The following is a 17,744-nucleotide window of genomic DNA, read 5'->3' on the forward strand; positions in this document are numbered from 1 at the left end:
GTTATTATTTATATTGCGTATTCAAATCATATACCAAAAATTTCAAAATCTTTGTTTTTGTCAATTTTTTTAATTGTATTTTTGTTCTTATTCAAAAAGTCATGAGGAAATTATTATATACTTCACTCTTTATTGCAGCATTCATTAGTCCTAGGATTAATGCCCAGTATCAGCCAAAAAACACGTCGAAAGAAGATATGAAAAAGGCTCAGCAATGGGTTGAAAAAACGTATAAAAATCTTTCACAGGATGAAAAACTAGGGCAGCTTTTTATTGTTGCTCTTTATACAAATAAAGGAGAAGACTATATTAATCAAGTAAGAAATATTGTTTCTAACGATAAGATCGGAGGTTTGATCCTGATGCAGGATGATGCGGCAAGAGAAATCAACCTGGTCAATGAGTTCCAGCAAAAATCCAAAATTCCTTTGATGATTGGAATGGATGCTGAATGGGGTTTATTCCAAAGAATTGCAACAGCACATAAATTTCCTTGGGCAATGACTTTAGGTGCTATTCAGGATAAGAATCTAGTGTATCAAATGTCTGCTAAAATTGCAGAAGATTGCCACAGAATGGGAATCAACTGGGATTTTGCTCCGGTAGTGGATGTAAACACCAATCCGAACAATCCTATTATCGGTAACAGAAGTTTCGGCTCTGAGGTGGATAATGTAATTAACTCTGCTCTATCCTACTCTAATGGACTTCAGGATAACAATATTTTAGCAGCAATCAAACATTTCCCTGGTCACGGGGATACTAGTACAGATTCACATCTTGATCTTCCTGTGGTTTCCCACAATTTAGATAGATTGAATTCAATAGAAATTGCTCCATTTAAAGCTTTAATGGATAAAGGAATTGGTGGCGTTATGGTAGCTCATTTATATGTTCCTAGTTTAGAATCTGGAAAAGGTATTCCTGCTTCTGTTTCTAAAAATATCATCACAGGATTATTGAAGGATAAACTTGGCTACAAAGGATTAATTATCACAGATGCCTTAAATATGGGCGCCGTTGCCAACAAGTACAAACCGGGAGAGTTGGATGCTATGGCATTCAAAGCTGGAAATGACATCATGCTTTTCTCTCAGGGGGTTTCTGAAGGAAAAAAACTGATTCAGAAGGCCATTGATAGCAAAGAAATCTCTCAATCCAGAGTAGAAGAAAGTGTAAAGAAAATTTTATTAACAAAATATTTCTTAGGACTTACTGAATACGCTCCAAAAAATCCGGACAACATCGATGCTGACCTGAATAATGATTCTCACAAGATTTTGGTTCAGAATCTTTATTCTAACGCATTAACTTTATTAAAAGATGAGAAAAAGCTACTACCTCTATCAGGAAAACAAGTGTATTATGTTCCGTTAGAGGAAGCTCCTTATCAGACATTTGCTAATAGAATGGGGTCTAATATTATTCTTAAAAAAGCAAATGAGATCAGTACAATTCCAACTGGTTCTACAGTAATTGTTGGTCTCCACAAGGATAATTCAACAGCTTATAAACCATATAAAATATCTTCAGAATCTAAAAAAGTTCTTGCTGACCTTACTAAAAATCAGAATGTACTTCTGAATGTATTCGGAAGCGCCTATGCTTTGAAAGACATTGATCTATCAAAAGTTTCAACAGTTCTGGTATCTTATGAAAATAATGATGATTCTATGAATGCTACAGCAGATGCTTTAAATGGGAAAACAAAAATCTGGGGCAGACTTCCTGTATTGGTTAACGATCAGCTAAAAGCAGGAATGGGGATTGATCTGAATCCTATTTCCCCAATGAACACAAAATAAAACAACATCAAAACAACAATAATCTAATGAAAATAGGCATACTTTGCTATCCAACCTATGGTGGAAGCGGAATTGTAGCAACAGAACTGGGAATGTCCCTTGCCAATAAAGGATATGAAGTACACTTCATCAGCTCTGCTCTTCCTGCAAGATTAGACATCACTAATCCGAATATTTTCTTTCACAGGGTAAATGTTCAGACCTATCCGCTTTTCCAATATCAGCCTTATGATATTGCATTAAGTTCTATGATCTACAGAGTTGTGAATCTCTATAAACTGGACCTACTCCATGCTCATTATGCCATTCCTTATGCGTATGCAGCATTTACAGCTAAACAGATGCTACAGGAAGATAATAATGATATTCCTCTAGTAACGACCCTTCACGGTACGGATATTACTCTTGTAGGTCAGCATCCAAGTTATAAACATGCAGTAGAATTTTCCATCAACCAGTCAGATGCCATTACTTCGGTTTCTGAAAGCCTGAAAAAGGATACCCTTCAGTTTTTCAATATCAAAAAAGAAATCCAGGTGATTACTAACTTTATTGATAATTCTGAATTTGACGACTGCACGGAATGTCAAAGAACTCAGTTTGCGAATCCTGATGAGAAAATTCTGATCCACGTATCGAATCTTCGTCCGGTAAAACGTGTGGATGAAGTATTGCAAATCTTTAAAAACGTTGAGAAGAAGGTAAAATCTAAACTTATTATCATTGGTGAAGGCCCGGATATGGAAAAGGTGAACCAATTCCTTGAAGAAAATCCTGATCTTATCTCAAAAATCCGTCTTTTAGGAAAAGTAAATGACCTTTATAAGATCCTGCAGCTTTCTGACGTATTTTTACTTCCATCAGAGCAGGAAAGCTTCGGTTTGGCAGCATTGGAAGCAATGGCCGCTTATACTCCGGTTATCAGCTCGAATGCAGGTGGAATTCCTGAGGTAAATATTCAGGGGGAAACCGGATATTTAGCAGAGATCGGAAATGTAGAAGCGATGAGCAACTACACCATTAAGCTGTTAAGCAATGAAGAACTTTTAACCAAAATGAAAGAAAATGCGAAAGAACAAGCTATAAAATTCGATTTGAAAAATATTCTTCCTATCTATGAGAAAATGTATAGAACGACTATAGAAAATTTTAAAAAGGAGTTGACGAAAGTATAATATTTCTATTATATTTATCGTCACACTATGACGGAAAAATTACTTCAATATCTTTGGAACTATAAGGTTTTCAAATATTTTGACTTCAAGGATATTGAAGGAAATTCCGTTGAAATTATCCAATTCGGGAAATGGAACAAAGATGCCGGCCCGGATTTTCTCGATTCTAAAATCAAAATCAATAATGTAGTTCTTGCCGGAAATATAGAACTGCATGTTCGTTCCTCGGACTGGATTTTCCACAATCATTCTCAAGACCCCAATTACCAGAACATTATTCTTCATGTAGTTTTTCAACACGATACTGAGATTAGTGAGCTTACCCATCAGAAAGTTCCTACCCTTGAACTGAAACATTATATTGATGAAGGTATAATATGGAAGTACGAAAGATTAGTCAATGGTAATCAATTTATTGCCTGTGAAAATATTTTTAATAAAGATAAAATTCCAGTCCACTTTCATGAAGGAAATATTCTGAAAAAACTGGAGGAAAAATCTATTGAACTTGAGCAAAGTTTAATTTTTTATAAAAATAATTTTGAAGCGGTTTTATTCCACAGCCTTGCTTATTCTTTCGGATTAAAAGTAAATGCTCATATTTTCAGGCAGATTGCAGAAAGTATTGATTACAGTATTATTAATAAGATCCGTCAGAATCCACTGCAACTTGAAGCTTTATTATTCGGAATTTCGGGCTGGCTTACGACTCCTGAAGACGGACAGATGAAAATATGGAAGCGGGAATTCGAATTTATTAAAGCAAAGTTTACCCTTCCAAACCTCCTGTTTCATCCTAAATTTTTGAGACTACGACCTCCTAATTTTCCTACCATCCGTCTGTCTCAGCTGGCAGATCTTTACCAGCATCAGAATTTATTTTCAAAAGTAATGGATGCAGAAAGTACTGAAGAACTCTATGATCTATTTAAATCAGTAAAAGCTTCTGAGTATTGGGATTGTCATTTCAATTTCGGAACGATTTCAAAAGTACAGCCTAAAACTTTAAGTAAGGATTTTATTAACCTCATCATTGTAAATACTATTCTTCCGTTAAAGTATACTTATCATAAATACCATAGTGAAGAAATTGCGGATAAGATGATAGAATTCTATCAAAATATTCCAGCTGAAAAGAACTCAGTAGTCCAAAGCTGGAAAAATCTTGGCGTATCAGCTACCAATGCTCTGGAAAGCCAGAGCCTGATTTATCACTACAAAAACTCATGTGAAGAAAAAAATTGCTTAACTTGCAGTATTGGATTTAAACTTTTAAAAGAATCTTGAAATGCTGAGTAATATCCGTCATAAAATGGAAAGAGAATGGTTTGGTGTACTGACAAGAATGGGTGCCAAACTTGGAATTCCCGTATCCAAATTAAGGATCTTTTTCATCTACTCTACTTTTGCTACCGCCGGTTTTTTCTTTCTGATTTATCTGGGCTTGGCATTTACTTTGTGGATTAAAGATATTTTTATCACCAGAAGACCAAGTGTCTTTGATTTATAATTATGGAATTTTTACCAATTACTTCTGCTGAAGATCATAGAGTTCAGGGAATCTATTCTTCTTATACCAGCACTTTTCCTGTAGACGAACAAAGAGATAAAAAACAGTTTTTGGATTTATTTTCAAATCCGAAAGTCAGTTTTATGTCTATAGTACATGAATCAGAGGCCATAGGATATCTCATCTTATGGGAGTTGAGTTCTTTTGTTTTTGTAGAACATTTTGAAGTGTTTGAGGCCTTCAGAAGCAAGAAACTAGGATCTCATATTATGCAGCACTTACTTGAAAACTATCCAAGAATTATCCTGGAAATTGAGCCTGAGGATCTGAATGAAGATGCTAAAAGACGTTATTCTTTCTATCAGAGAAATAGTTTCGGACTCATTGATACTACTTATGTACAACCAAGTTATGGAGAAGGGAAACAATCTCTAAACCTATGGCTTCTGGCCAATTATTCTCCTGAAAATGTGGAAGAGCTTAAAAATGAAATTTGCGATATTGTTTATCCTTAATATAGAACGCCGGAGTATTTCCGGCGTTTATTTTTTATTGAGGAAAAAGATTGATTAGATAAATTATTAACCACAGATTGCACAAATTTTCACAGATGTTTGCGCTTTACTTTTCTGCTAAAATCAGCATCTAATTTACTTCATACTCCAGTTTTATGGTAATACTGGCTTCTTTTTCTTTGGAAGAAGTATTAAATGTTCCTCCATATGAATAATCTTCGTTTGAATTGGGAGCTGTGATCTGAATGACCCCCATTGTCGCTTTTTTAAGATTGCCCAAACTACTTCCCGAATTTTCTGCAATTTTTTCAGCCCTTTCTTTAGCATCTTTTGTAGCACTGGCAATCATTTCCTGCTTTACCGTAGCTAGTTTGGTGTAAAAATAAGACGGTGAAGAAGAAGTGAATTCAATTCCACGGTTGATAATTTCAGTAATATTTCTGGAAAGATTTTCAATTTTACCGACTTCCTTACTTTCAATAGAGACATTTTGAGATAGGTTGTAACCGGAAAATTCTCCTTGTACATAATTTCCATTGGAATCATTATAACTCCTGAACTGTTTTTGAATGTCCACAGAGGAAAATACAATCTCATTCTGTTTTATTCCCTTTGAAATCAAATAATCATTGATGACTTTTCTATCCTGCGCCAACTGATCATAAGCTGATTTCAGATCAGAATTATTTTTAGAAAAACTTCCTGACCAGGTAATCAGGTCAGAAGTAAACTGTTTGGATCCTAATCCTGTTACGGAGATCGTATTTTCAGATTTATTCCTGTTTTTGATTGCATTTCCCAAAAATCCCAGGCCAAGAACAAATCCTAAAGCGCCTATTGCAACTGCAATAATATTTTTATTCATAAAATATGTGAATTTGATTTGATTATGAGTTTATTGCATCAATTTCCATTCCAATATTTTAAGATTTATTTAACATTAAAAAAAATTGAGTTATCGATGACTATTCTTTAGTCTTTCAATAAAAAGTGGGATCACCTCTTCCATTCTCAACATAACACCGGACAAATTTCGGGCTTTTACATACGTACGAACCTGAGGCTTGGCTACAAATGAAAATTCTATAAACTCCGAAATTTTATCAGCAGGTATTCCAGCCTTAACAAAATAATCGTCCTCTACCCTGCTCCGAACCCAGGCAATATGTTCCTGGAGGTCATCATATCTATATTGTCTTTTCTGTTTTCTGGCTTTTCCACTGATTAGGTCGTACACTCCCTGTACATTGAGGTTTCCTAATAATATAGGTAAAAGAACACTTTTCACTTCTGCCGGCTTTTCCCGCATCTTTCCAACGGGCTGCGGAAGTCCCACGGATTGTTTCACCTGCTCTCCTTTATCTACTTTAGCGACAACTCTTGAATCCTGCTCGAGATCACCTGATAGTTTTTTTATAATTTTTACCTCGCCAACATCTTTGGGTATCTGGAAAAGTGTTATCAGTAATTGAGCATTAATTCCATCTGTAAGAACTCTTCTGGAAACCCTCGTGAAATCTTCTTTTACAAACCTCAATTCATCATTAGGATTAGCTTCAATAGAAAACATTCCCTGTGAATTGGAATATACTTTTTTATCTGTAGACATATTGACAATAGTTACTGCACTTAAATTTCCTCCGTTGTCATCAATAATCCGCCCGGTTACGGTCTGCTGGGAAAACAAAAAATTACTGCACAATATGACAAGGAAAAGAAAACTTTTTTTCCAATATACACTTACAATATTTTTGAGGTTATAATCCAATTGTTCTTTTATCATTTAAAAATACCAATATTTTATTTGGCATCAAGCTTATTCAACTTACGATATTCTACAAAGGCAGTTTTTAATTCAAATGCCAATACCTCCTTATTGAAATCTTTTCTGAATTTTTTGGAAAGTTCTCTCGTATTTTCCGCATAAATGAGAAATGCATCAATCTGCTCATCTTCCATCCCATATTTTCTCAGGAAATCTAAATTAACGTCATTTTTAAGTCGTACCATGAAGTCCTGAAATTCCAGATAGTTTGCCTTTGTAATTTTAGGTTTTGTTGCATTCGTAAACAGATTTATTGCTTTACCAATAATACCTAAGACATCTACTTGCCCTGCTTTAAAATCATGTCCGGTAAAGGTTTTGGAAATAGATTTATCAGGCAAGGGCTCTGCTAAAGGACTTTTCATATATTTTGACATATCCGATTTTAAAGACCTTAGTTTTTGAGACTCATTAAGGCGCTTACTATCCTTTTCCAGGTTTCCTGTAGGCTTGAAAGCAATTTGTACTTCCGGAATTTGAATCTCCGCTTTTGAGAGCACCATTAGCACAGGAGTATTGAAATCTTCTTTTAAGACCTTCTTACTGGCACGATAATATCCTTCTTTTACAGATCTTATTTCATCATTTTCATCGGCATCTATTACAAACTTCCCTGAAGAATCGCTCAGTACAGAAATATTTTTCGAAACATTAATGATTAATACCGGATTAATATTGTTATGAGTGTTATCAGTAACAAATCCCGTTACTTTTTGCTGTGAGAACAATATTCCTGATAGGAGAGAAAGGATAACACACAGACTGGTTTTGAATATGTTTTCCATAGATTATCTTTGAGGCTGTGGAGCGCGATAAGAAGAAATTCTTGTCAGGACAAAACGTTGGAACCTGTTCAGATCAGCATCACTGCAAAATCCATATTTGAGGATTTTTTTCCTTTCAAAACCACCTGCTAAAACATAAGAAATGAAATGATTAATCAATGGTTTTTCTATTTTAAGATTAGTGAAATAATCATCTCCAAGACTTGTATGAATATAATTCATTAAATCAATATCATCCCATTTGTCATTAACTTTCCCAATGAAAAATCCTTCTCCTTTTGGTTGTACAAATTCCCCAGGTTTTGCAGCAAGGATTCTCGGATCTGACTTTTGTGCAATATAGCGGCTCATCTCTGTCTCCAGCTTTTGAACCTTTTTAGGTTTATTGTAACTTCTTGAATCTATTTTTAAATTCCCGGTAAGCCCCTGCTTAACCTCCACTTCAGGAATCTGAATGGTTGATCGAATAAGGCTGATGTTCATCGGAGACTGTACATTTTCCTGAGAAACATTTTTCACAACTCTGTCATATCCGGCTTTTATAAATCGTAATTCATCACCTGGTCTTCCAGAAATCATGAAATGTCCATCTTCGTTTGAGAATGCCATTTCATCAGTTCTGATATTTACGACAGTGACATCTTTCATTTCTGCACCGCTCTCAGAAACCACCTTTCCAAAAATATAGCTTTGAGCATTGGAACGCATGAAGAAAATCAGAGATAGAAAAAGGAGTAGTTTGAATTTCACGGATTATTTTTTATAGAGCAAAGCTAAAATTATTTTTGTATTGAAACATAAGTTTAACCACCGTTAACGCCTTTTAGTATTTCTTGCTGCCTTTTGGTCGCGAAACTGTTAAATAGGCAGATTGAATTGTTAAATTTTCTTTTAAATTTTAGCTAACTTGCAGTCTCAATTCTCCTTTAACAATGCAAAATTCTTATACAGTTATCAATGCTTCAGCCGGATCCGGGAAAACATATGCCCTGGTTCAGCGACTTCTGATGATCTGTCTCCGCTATCCTAATCAACAACAATCGATCAGGAATATTCTCGCTTTGACCTTTACCAATAAGGCTGCCAATGAGATGAAGGAAAGAATTTTGTCCTGGCTTGGAAATTTTGCTGCCAGCGATTATGCAGGGAATACTGATCTTAAAAACATTCAGAAAGCTTTTGAAGAGCAGGGATTAAAAATTACTATTGATGATTTGCATCATCGTTCAAAAAGGCTACTGGATCATATTCTTCATAACTATTCCACTTTGAATATCGGAACGATTGACCGCTTCAACTCAAGGTTGGTAAGAAGCTTTTCCTATGAATTGGGATTGGCAAAAAATTTCAACCTGGAAATTGAAGCAGAACCATTTCTCATTGAAGCGGTTGATAAAATGTTGGATCAGATTGGAGAGAATGACACGATCTCTCATTCTTTTATGGATTATGTGGATTACAGCCTTGAGAATAATGAAAGGATTAATCTTAACAAGAACCTTTATGATTCGGCAAAAGAGTTTGTAAAGGATATTCACTATGAGCATCTGAAAAGCAATCAGAGTTTTGATGATACGAATTATGAAGACATTAAAAATGCACTTCGTAAAGAGATTGTTCTTAATAAGAAACAGGCTGCAGAGCTTGCTACCAATTCTATTGAATTATTTAAATCAAGAAATATTGAGATTGAAGATTTTGCGCAGGGAAAAAACGGAATTGGAGGCTTCTTTACCAAGGTTATTGATTTTTACCAACAGAAAAGAGCTGGGTTTCCTTTTCCTACTACAGCGGAAGAATCGGTCATCAATAATTACAGAAAAGGAGCCTCTTCAAAGTCTAAACACAAAGAATCTGAAATTTTTGAGATTCTGGACCAGCTTATTGAAAACAGGATGAAGCTAATTCTTCTGTACATTGAAACCCAGAAGAAGGAAAAGATTTTATCTGCGCTGCTTCCTTTAAAAGTCAATAAGGATATTCAGGATGAACTTAAAAAGATTGAGGAAGAGAATGACCTCGTTCTTCTTTCAAAATTTAATATCCTTATCAATGAAAATCTTAAAAACGAGCCGTCTGCCTTTATCTATGAAAAAGTAGGGGCACAATTTCAGCATTATTTCTTTGATGAGTTTCAGGATACGTCAGAATTACAATGGCAAAACTTTGTTCCACTAAGAGATCATAGTGTTTCCACCGAATATACTTCTTTTACTCTGGTAGGAGATCCTAAACAGAGTATCTACAGATTCCGTGGCGGAGAAAGTAAGTTGATGCTGGATATTATCAATAAAAAAGAGTTTTCTCCCAAGGAAGCGGATCTTCTTGTTCTTAAAGACAACTGGAGAAGTGCCAGAAATATTGTACACTTTAATAATAAGCTCTATCAGTACCATTCTCTGGAACTGGAAGAGGAGCATCAAAATATTTTCGGGACGGATGCCGAACAAACACCAAAATCGAAGATTGACGGGCGGGTAAAAGTAAATCTGATCGAAAATCTTACCAACGAAGAGTTTTATGATGATACCTCAGAGAGCATGCGGAAAGATATTCAGGAATGTCTGGATAATGGATTTAAGTTCTCAGATATTACAATTCTATGCCGAGGAAATTTTGATATTTTCAGCTATTCTCAAAAACTGGGAAGCTTAAAAGTAACCTATCATGGTGAGGAAACCAATATTAAAACCATTTCTGATAAAGGTCTTACCCTGGAGCTTTCCAATACTTTGAAAGCGGTCATTGAGTTTTTAAGATGGGAAATCAATCCGAAAAATAAGCCTTGTCTGATTATGATGATGTATTATCTGAATACATTAGGAAAAATTCACATGGCAGATTTCACGCTTGAAATGAAGGAAATTCTGGATATTGAAGGTCATGAGGAAATACTTCAGTTTATCCAGCAGAAATATTCGCTACAGTTGAAGCAGGATCATTTTCCAAGATTCAATTTGTACAATTTTATTGAGTATTACATCAATGAGTTTTCAGTAGAAAATAAGGAAACAGACTTCCTGTTGAACTTTTTGGAAATGCTTTTCAACTTTACTCAAAATGCGGGGGCAAGTACCAAAGAGTTTTTAAAATACTGGGATGAAGAAGCATCTTCTTATACCATTCAGGCTTCGGAAAATATTGATGCCATTCAGATTATGACGATCCATAAATCTAAAGGGCTGGAGTTCCCTATTGTTTTCATTCCTATGATGAATAAAAACCGGGATAGTGAATTTACCAATTGGTTTGAAACGAATGAGAGTGATGCTTTAAAGTCAGTGAACATTAACCAGTTCAGTAAAAACCTGGAAGTTTATGATGAGGAAATTCAAAAATTCAATAAAAAGAATTCGTATAAAAATTTGATTGACAGGTTGTGTTTACAGTATGTAGCAACCACTAGACCTGTTGAGCAGTTATTTTTCTATCTTCAAAAAGCTAATAAAACTTCGAATAATCTCGAATTGTTAGAATTTATTCAGACCAAGAACACTGAAAATTCAGATTCATTTGATCTGTATGAAGTAAAACCTGAAATGCTTAAGAAGTATTCTAAGACAAAGACATCCTCTTTTAAAACTCAGAATATTCAGAATCTGAAAAATGTAAATGAAAAAAGTACTTCCATCAAAATTGCTACTCCGTCAAAAAATTATCAGGTACGAAACGAGAAAGTAAGGATCGGGCTTTTTGTACATGAACTTTTATCTAAGATCAATACTAAAAAAGATATTACGAAAGTATTGGATGGCTATGCTCTGGAAGGCCAGATTACCCTGGAAGAGAAGAATGAAATACAGATCACTTTACAGGAAATTGTAAAAACATATTCTGAATTCTTTGATGAAAAGTGGGAAGTTATCAATGAAAAAGATATCATGATCTCTGAAAATGGGGAAAGCCATATTTCAAGACCTGACCGTATTCTCAAAAGTGAAGAAGGCTATATCATTGTGGATTTTAAAACCGGTGAAGAGAAAGGCAAGGATGAAGAACAGGTACAGGGATACAAAAATATTCTTGAAAGGTTGGGTAAAAAAGTTCTGAAAACACAGATCATTTATCTGTAAATTTACTTCTATTTCAAATATCTCTTTGAATTACAATAAAATATCATTAAAAATACACGTTAAAATATCCGGAACTATAGATTAAGCTGTATCTTTCACCCTATAAAAAACTGCTGGAAAATGTAAAATAATCTTTACCCTTAAAAACTAACACAAGTATTAATGATATAACCATGAAAATTTATTTTATCTCATTTTTAATAAGCGTCATTATGATGGCCTTATCCGGAATTGTCATATTTAATATTCTAGATTATATTGATCCTCCTGTAACCAAGGATGGTCTTAGGTATATGCCTACAGAAAGTATAGTAAAATCTTTTTTTTCTAGTCTTATAATAGGAGCTATAACTTTTATTACAGCTATCAGAATACAGAGATTAAGGCAGAAAAAATAAGCCTCTATAAATCAGAAACAGCACAAAAGGCTTATGTTAAAAAATTGTATCATTAAAAACTGGAAGATTGTATTCAATATTCAATGGATAAGCCTCAGTATTTTCATTGCTTTAGCTGCTATTTATTATTGGGATAAGGCAGCTCATGTTTATTTTAACAGAAGTCTTGAAACCATTAATTTCCAAAGTATATTCTCTTTAATTATGACCTGGCTCTTCGCTTTCTTTGCAGTCATTACGTTCGTATATCCTTTACTCTTACTGGTACAGATCTTTTCGATCCGACATGAAAAAGGGAATGGTAAAAAATTGATTCTATTATCTCTTTTATATCTGCTGAGTATCGCTTCACTGTTTTCATTATATAGTATCAACACTAGTCATGCAATAAAAGCTACTTGCCTTTCATTATACTAAAAAATAAAAACCGCTATCATAAAGAATAGCGGTTTTATATTGTTAAAAACTTTTTGGGATTTAAGCAGTTGTATTAGGAGTAAATACTCTCTGTGATAACTCCTGATCAAAAAGATATAAAGCAGATGGATTATCACATACCATTTTGATTTTTGTTACATACTGAGAAGCACTCGCTTCTTCTTCTACCTGTTCGTTAATGAACCACTGTAGGAATGATGTTGTCGCAAAATCACCCTCTTCATTGGCATTTTTTACAATATTGAAAATACTTTTAGTTACAATTTTCTCATGTGCCAACGCTTTTTCAAAAATATCTGTTGCGTTTTCGAACTCATGTGGAGGTTTTGGAATCTCTCCGATGATAATTTCTCCCCCAACGTCATTCAGATAATCAAACATTTTATCGGCATGCATTAATTCTTCTTTGCTTTGTACTCTGAAGTAGTTTGCAATTCCATCCAGGTCCTTTCCTGAAAACCATGCAGACATTGAAAGATAATATTGAGCGGCGTATTGTTCGTGAGCAATTTGTTCGTTAATTAATTTTGCAATTTTTTCGCTAACCATAAGTATTAAATTTATAGTCAAAAATAGGGAATAAAAGCCCGAAATCAAAAGTTTTACAGAAAATTAATACAAAAAGGATGGAAAAAATTCCATCCTTTACACATTAAAAAATTAAAATTATAAACGGTTATTTTACATCAGGAGTAGCTGTATTCATCGGCTTTTTCATCATCTTTCTATCCTTCATTGCCATTCTTTTCTGCTCCATTTTAGCTTTTCTGTCAGCCTGCCATTTATCATATTGTTCAGGAGTTAGGATCTTCTTCATATCAGCATCCATTTGTGTTCTTTTGGCCTTCATCTCCTCCATTTTAGCCTGTCTTGCCTCTTTATTTTTTGCAAAATCGGCTTTCATTTCTGCTTTTCTTTTTTCATGTAATGCTTTTACCTGCGTTACCTGTGAAGCATTAAGGTTAAGGTCTTTTTGCATCTGTGCAAGATGCTCCTGTTCTTTTTGTTGCATTTTCTGCTGCATTTCTGCTCTTTTTGCTTCCCTGTCCTGTGGAGTTGTCTGTTGTGCCATTGCAAAACTACCCATTCCGATAAATACTATTGCTAAAACTAATTTTTTCATCTTTTTAAAATTTAATTAATTGTTATTATACCTTTTTGATTCACTATTAAATCATAAGTTAAATTAACACATTCATAAATAATGTTAAATTTTAACTAAAATAAATCAATAATAACGCAAAAAAAAGGACAGATTATAAAAACCTGCCCTTCACACCACTTAAATATAATATATGAAAATTAATTCCTTACCAAGCTTCCTCTAAAGCCTCCACTGTTACCACGACTTGGTGAAGAATTTTCAGATTTTTGTTGTCTGAAACCACCGCCGTTTCCTCTGAATCCACCATTATTTTCTCTTGATGGAGCAGGAGCTGCTTCCCGTTTTGCTTCATTATTTCCTCTAAATCCACCGGAGTTATTTCTAAAACCGCCTTTATCAGAATTTCCTCTGAATCCTCCATTGTTGTCAGAGTTTCCTCTGGAACTACCAGAATTATTATTTCTGAAACCTCCGTTATCTGAGTTTTCTCTAAAGCCTCCTGAATTATTATTCCTGAAACCTCCGTTATCTGAGTTTCCTCTAAGACCTCCTGAATTATTATTTCTGAAGCCTCCGTTGGATCCTCCTGAGTTTCTGAAACCATTATCAGGTCTACTGCTTCCTCTTACAATATCAAACGTAGGATTATCAACTCTTCTGAACCTTGAGCGATCTACTCTGTAAATATTAATGTTCACATTTCGATACCTTGGCATTACAGCATATCTCGGAACATAATAAGTCCTTCTGTAATTCTGGAAGTAAACAATTGGACTTGCTCCTCTGTAATAATTATTCTGGAAAACAACGAAAACCCTTGGCCCCATAATTCTTTCCAATGCATAGAATCTATCATAATACCATCTGTCTGGATTATATCTGTAGAAATTATCCCAGGCTGTAAAACTCGCATACAGATTATTCAGTCTCATGATCTGATCTACCTGCCAACGGGTTAATCTGTTTTGAACAAAGAACCCGTTCCAATCGATATTAATAATACTGTTTCTGTAGTCATTATAATAGCTTTGGTAATAATCACCTGGATAATAGTCCTGAGGATAGTTATAATAATAATCATCAGGGAAATAATTTCTGTCATCTTCATCGCCGTAATAGCCATTTCCATTCTGATAATAACCATCATCACCCCAACCATTATTCGGATACTGTTGAGCAGACGTCAAAACGCCCAACCCAAAAGCTAATCCCAAAAATATTTTTTTCATCTTTATAGTCGTTAATTGGTTAATATATAGCAGAATATCTTAATTCTATCTTTTTGATGCAAATAAAAAAAAGAAGTTAAATCCTAAGATTAAACTTCTTTTTAAAATACATATAACTAATTGAAAATCAATAGTTAAATTTACATCCTGCCACTATCTTTTATCCAGTGGGCTATTTTTTCATTGAACATTTTCTGGTTCTTGAGGTCTTCCAGCTTTATATGCATTCTATAACGCCAATAATGTGGAAATACGGCAGGATTATTAATCCTTTCATTATCCATTTTAGGATTGGTAAGTCTTGCATCGGTAGCCATAAATTCCTGAATCGGGAAAATAGCCAACATAGATTCGTTATATAAGTGCTGCTTCATAATGATCTCAGCCAGTTCTGGAGATAATTCTTCAGGAGCTTTTCCGTATTGAACTAATTGTTGATTAAAATATTTTTGAGTCAAAGCCTTATCTTCTTTCCACCATTGCCTCAAGGTAGAGCTGTCATGGGAAGAAGCAGTAACCACATTCATATAACTAGCATATCTTGGATCGTAGAATGGAATATTCTCTGCTGGCATACGCTGAACTTTCAGAGCAATAATAGCCAGTTCATCCATTACAATCGGCACACAGGCAGGAACCATACCTAAATCTTCACCACAAATCAGCATTTTTGTAGCATTCAGGATAACAGGGAGTTTCTCCATTGCTTTTTCGTACCATAGATGATCCTGCCTTCTGAAAAAATAGTCGTGGTACAGATCATAAATACTTTTCTGTTCAGATTCCGGAAGGTATTGATAAGACTCCGTATTATACACATTAAACCTTGGATGATATACTGTTACTCCTTTTCTTTCTTCCGGTAAAAACAAAACATTAGCACAAAGAGAAATCAATTTTTCCTCCAGGGGACCATGTGGTTTTTTCTTAAAGAAATCTACCAGCTTTCTTTGGGTATCAAACTCTTCTTTAAAGAAATAGGTTCCATCTTCTTTACGATCCATAAATACAAGAGCTTTTCCACTATCTCCTGCAAAATATTTCCATAAAATTTCATTGTTGATAAATGGCTTACAGTACCTCTCAAATTCAAATGGAATCTGCCAGGCCTTAAATTCATCCGCAACGATAGGAACAGCAGGATAAAAATACCCTAAAATTCCCTGTACGGCAGAAATAGGCATCCTCCATATTCTAAAGAAACCTAAAATGTGATCGATTCTCATAGCATCAAAATACTGCTCCAAAGCCTTGAATCTGTTTTTCCACCATCTGTAATCATCAGCCTTCATGGCTTCCCAATTATATGTAGGGAATTCCCAGTTTTGCCCAAGCTCTGTAAACTGATCTGGTGGAGCTCCTGCCTGGAAATCCATACCGAATAGTTCAGGCTCCGTCCATGCTTCAACAGAATATCTGTAAATTCCAATTGGAAGATCTCCTTTTAAAGAAACTCCAAGACTGTGCGTATAATCTACAGCGTCTTTCAGTTGTACATGAAGTTGGTATTGTACCCATGCATGAAGCATTGAAAGATCATAGTCTTTACTTTTCGTTGTAAAAAACTGTGATATTTTTCCTGCAATATATTTTTTATGAGTTTTCCACTCATTGAAATTAGGAGTTTTGTATTTATCCCTTAAAACACAGAATGCAGAATAAGGAACCAACCAGTGTTCATTATCTTTGATGAATTTTTTAAAGTTTCTGTCCTTATAAATCTTTTCTTTTTCTGCATGGAAAATAGCTTTCAGATATTTCCATTTCCCTTCGATCATTTTTTCATAATCGATAAGATCAAGAGTATTTAAAGCCTCTTTATCAGCATTATACTCTTTAACTAATTCTTTCGGTAAAGAGAAATCAAGTTTTTCTAAGGAAATATATTGGGGATGCAGAGCATATACAGACACTGCTGCATAAGGATAAGAATCCGTCCACGAATAATTCGCTGTAGTATCATTAATAGGAAGAATCTGGATAATTCCAAGGTTCGTTTCCTTTGTCCAGTCTGCCAGTTTTTTGATGTCTGAAAACTCTCCTACTCCAAATCCTTCATCACTTCTTAAAGAAAATACAGGAACGGCAACTCCCGCATCGTGATACATCTGATACCCTTTAAACCTGAAATAATGGTTGGATACAATCTGTAAAACATCTGGCAGCGGATTAGCCATTGTGAATCTATTTTCACCGGTTTCTACGTCTATTACCCTATTTTCTTTCGTATCATAAATACAATATTTAAACTGGATGAATTCATTCTCAGGAATTTCAACAGAAACTTCCCACAGACCAAAATCAGTCTGATACAAAGGCACAACTCTATTATAATCCCAGTTTCCTAAAGAAGCTGTGTTTCCAAACAATACGATTCTCCAATCCTTATTATAAATAGGAGCCTCCAGTCTGAATAGATGAGTATGTTTTTTTAAGATTGTGGATTTCTCCGGACTAAAGTCATGTAACTTGTTGTGAAGAATTTTATTATTTAAATAATTCTCTGGAAAGTTTTTATTATTCCATTCATCAAAAATGATAAACTCCTTATAGTTATGCGGGAAATTAAGATGATGCTGAACAAACTCGTCTCTTAAAACATTTCCTTTTTCATTAACAACTCTGTATTGATAGGAAATGGATTTTGAAAAATAATCAACTTCACATTTCCACAAACCATTCTCTGCACAAAACATCGTATGGATATGAGCCGCAGCACCTTCTTCACGAATGACCAACTGCAGATTTTCTCCAGCTTTTACAATATATCCTACATTAAAGTATAGCTTCATCTATATTTTTTTATAAAAGTACATTTTAATATCGAAAAATAAAACTTGTTGAATATCAAATAATCATTAAAAAACCTTCTCAAGAAGATTGAAA

Annotated in this window: 15 protein-coding genes; 7 read left to right on the plus strand and 8 right to left on the minus strand. The window is 34.4% G+C overall.

What is annotated here, in order from left to right; genetic code table 11:
• Positions 1 to 101 precede the first annotated feature (101 nt).
• The 5 genes from NBX25_RS10665 to NBX25_RS10685 are packed head-to-tail and all read left to right on the plus strand — an operon-like array spanning position 102 to position 5,005.
• The gene (locus NBX25_RS10665; RefSeq protein WP_250253624.1) at positions 102 to 1,805 is read left to right on the plus strand and encodes a glycoside hydrolase family 3 protein; all 1,704 of its coding nucleotides are present in this window, start codon (positions 102 to 104) and stop codon (positions 1,803 to 1,805) included.
• Positions 1,806 to 1,831: 26 nt separating this feature from the next.
• Positions 1,832 to 2,980, plus strand: a complete 1,149-nt coding sequence (gene bshA, locus NBX25_RS10670) for an N-acetyl-alpha-D-glucosaminyl L-malate synthase BshA (protein WP_089739560.1) — start codon at positions 1,832 to 1,834, stop codon at positions 2,978 to 2,980.
• 27 nt (positions 2,981 to 3,007) lie between these two features.
• Positions 3,008 to 4,267, plus strand: a complete 1,260-nt coding sequence (locus NBX25_RS10675) for a DUF2851 family protein (RefSeq protein ID WP_250253625.1) — start codon at positions 3,008 to 3,010, stop codon at positions 4,265 to 4,267.
• A gap of 1 nt (position 4,268) precedes the next feature.
• The gene (locus NBX25_RS10680) at positions 4,269 to 4,490 is read left to right on the plus strand and encodes a PspC family transcriptional regulator (RefSeq protein ID WP_027373948.1); all 222 of its coding nucleotides are present in this window, start codon (positions 4,269 to 4,271) and stop codon (positions 4,488 to 4,490) included.
• A gap of 2 nt (positions 4,491 to 4,492) precedes the next feature.
• Positions 4,493 to 5,005, plus strand: coding sequence for a GNAT family N-acetyltransferase (locus tag NBX25_RS10685; protein ID WP_123858884.1), 513 nt, complete (start codon positions 4,493 to 4,495; stop codon positions 5,003 to 5,005).
• 130 nt (positions 5,006 to 5,135) lie between these two features.
• Here the strand turns inward: NBX25_RS10685 and NBX25_RS10690 are convergent, their stop codons facing one another.
• The 4 genes from NBX25_RS10690 to NBX25_RS10705 form a co-directional block, all read right to left on the minus strand.
• On the minus strand, positions 5,136 to 5,870 hold the full coding sequence (locus NBX25_RS10690; protein WP_123909104.1) for an SIMPL domain-containing protein: 735 nt from the start codon (positions 5,868 to 5,870) through the stop codon (positions 5,136 to 5,138).
• A gap of 90 nt (positions 5,871 to 5,960) precedes the next feature.
• Positions 5,961 to 6,788 (minus strand): peptidase associated/transthyretin-like domain-containing protein, encoded by an 828-nt coding sequence (locus NBX25_RS10695; RefSeq protein WP_250253626.1) that lies wholly within the window; start codon positions 6,786 to 6,788, stop codon positions 5,961 to 5,963.
• A gap of 17 nt (positions 6,789 to 6,805) precedes the next feature.
• On the minus strand, positions 6,806 to 7,615 hold the full coding sequence (locus tag NBX25_RS10700) for a hypothetical protein (RefSeq protein ID WP_250253627.1): 810 nt from the start codon (positions 7,613 to 7,615) through the stop codon (positions 6,806 to 6,808).
• A 3-nt stretch (positions 7,616 to 7,618) separates the two neighbouring features.
• The gene (locus NBX25_RS10705) at positions 7,619 to 8,365 is read right to left on the minus strand and encodes a carboxypeptidase-like regulatory domain-containing protein (protein WP_250253628.1); all 747 of its coding nucleotides are present in this window, start codon (positions 8,363 to 8,365) and stop codon (positions 7,619 to 7,621) included.
• Positions 8,366 to 8,547: 182 nt separating this feature from the next.
• Here NBX25_RS10705 and NBX25_RS10710 point away from each other — a divergent pair, with 182 nt between their 5' ends.
• Positions 8,548 to 11,688, plus strand: a complete 3,141-nt coding sequence (locus tag NBX25_RS10710) for a UvrD-helicase domain-containing protein (protein ID WP_250253629.1) — start codon at positions 8,548 to 8,550, stop codon at positions 11,686 to 11,688.
• 431 nt (positions 11,689 to 12,119) lie between these two features.
• Entirely contained in the window at positions 12,120 to 12,503 is a 384-nt protein-coding gene (locus tag NBX25_RS10715) for a hypothetical protein (RefSeq protein WP_250253630.1), read from the plus strand.
• A 60-nt stretch (positions 12,504 to 12,563) separates the two neighbouring features.
• Here the strand turns inward: NBX25_RS10715 and NBX25_RS10720 are convergent, their stop codons facing one another.
• From NBX25_RS10720 to NBX25_RS10735, 4 genes are all read right to left on the minus strand, one after another.
• Positions 12,564 to 13,073 carry a ferritin gene (locus NBX25_RS10720; RefSeq protein WP_105704292.1) on the minus strand — a complete coding sequence of 170 codons (510 nt, stop codon included), beginning with the start codon at positions 13,071 to 13,073 and terminating at the stop codon, positions 12,564 to 12,566.
• Between the two features lie 127 nt (positions 13,074 to 13,200).
• A complete protein-coding gene (locus tag NBX25_RS10725) occupies positions 13,201 to 13,647 on the minus strand; it encodes a DUF4890 domain-containing protein (RefSeq protein ID WP_250253631.1) in 447 nt (148 codons plus the stop codon).
• Positions 13,648 to 13,826: 179 nt separating this feature from the next.
• Positions 13,827 to 14,858, minus strand: coding sequence for a dermokine domain-containing protein (locus NBX25_RS10730; RefSeq protein WP_250253632.1), 1,032 nt, complete (start codon positions 14,856 to 14,858; stop codon positions 13,827 to 13,829).
• A 140-nt stretch (positions 14,859 to 14,998) separates the two neighbouring features.
• On the minus strand, positions 14,999 to 17,650 hold the full coding sequence (locus tag NBX25_RS10735) for a 4-alpha-glucanotransferase (protein ID WP_250253633.1): 2,652 nt from the start codon (positions 17,648 to 17,650) through the stop codon (positions 14,999 to 15,001).
• Positions 17,651 to 17,744 lie beyond the last annotated feature (94 nt).

Origin of the sequence: Chryseobacterium sp. Marseille-Q3244 (genome assembly GCF_940807095.1) — a bacterium.
Taxonomy (GTDB): Bacteria; Bacteroidota; Bacteroidia; order Flavobacteriales; family Weeksellaceae; genus Chryseobacterium.

Excerpts from the sequence above, each read along its gene's own strand:
- NBX25_RS10735 (WP_250253633.1), bottom strand. The coding sequence starts at position 17,650 with ATGAAGCTATACTTTAATGTAGGATATATTGTAAAAGCTGGAGAAAAT.
- NBX25_RS10675 (WP_250253625.1), top strand. The coding sequence starts at position 3,008 with ATGACGGAAAAATTACTTCAATATCTTTGGAACTATAAGGTTTTCAAA.
- NBX25_RS10730 (WP_250253632.1), bottom strand. The coding sequence starts at position 14,858 with ATGAAAAAAATATTTTTGGGATTAGCTTTTGGGTTGGGCGTTTTGACG.
- NBX25_RS10720 (WP_105704292.1), bottom strand. The coding sequence starts at position 13,073 with ATGGTTAGCGAAAAAATTGCAAAATTAATTAACGAACAAATTGCTCAC.
- NBX25_RS10715 (WP_250253630.1), top strand. The coding sequence starts at position 12,120 with ATGTTAAAAAATTGTATCATTAAAAACTGGAAGATTGTATTCAATATT.
- NBX25_RS10690 (WP_123909104.1), bottom strand. The coding sequence starts at position 5,870 with ATGAATAAAAATATTATTGCAGTTGCAATAGGCGCTTTAGGATTTGTT.
- NBX25_RS10680 (WP_027373948.1), top strand. The coding sequence starts at position 4,269 with ATGCTGAGTAATATCCGTCATAAAATGGAAAGAGAATGGTTTGGTGTA.
- bshA (WP_089739560.1), top strand. The coding sequence starts at position 1,832 with ATGAAAATAGGCATACTTTGCTATCCAACCTATGGTGGAAGCGGAATT.
- NBX25_RS10710 (WP_250253629.1), top strand. The coding sequence starts at position 8,548 with ATGCAAAATTCTTATACAGTTATCAATGCTTCAGCCGGATCCGGGAAA.
- NBX25_RS10725 (WP_250253631.1), bottom strand. The coding sequence starts at position 13,647 with ATGAAAAAATTAGTTTTAGCAATAGTATTTATCGGAATGGGTAGTTTT.
- NBX25_RS10700 (WP_250253627.1), bottom strand. The coding sequence starts at position 7,615 with ATGGAAAACATATTCAAAACCAGTCTGTGTGTTATCCTTTCTCTCCTA.
- NBX25_RS10685 (WP_123858884.1), top strand. The coding sequence starts at position 4,493 with ATGGAATTTTTACCAATTACTTCTGCTGAAGATCATAGAGTTCAGGGA.
- NBX25_RS10665 (WP_250253624.1), top strand. The coding sequence starts at position 102 with ATGAGGAAATTATTATATACTTCACTCTTTATTGCAGCATTCATTAGT.
- NBX25_RS10695 (WP_250253626.1), bottom strand. The coding sequence starts at position 6,788 with ATGATAAAAGAACAATTGGATTATAACCTCAAAAATATTGTAAGTGTA.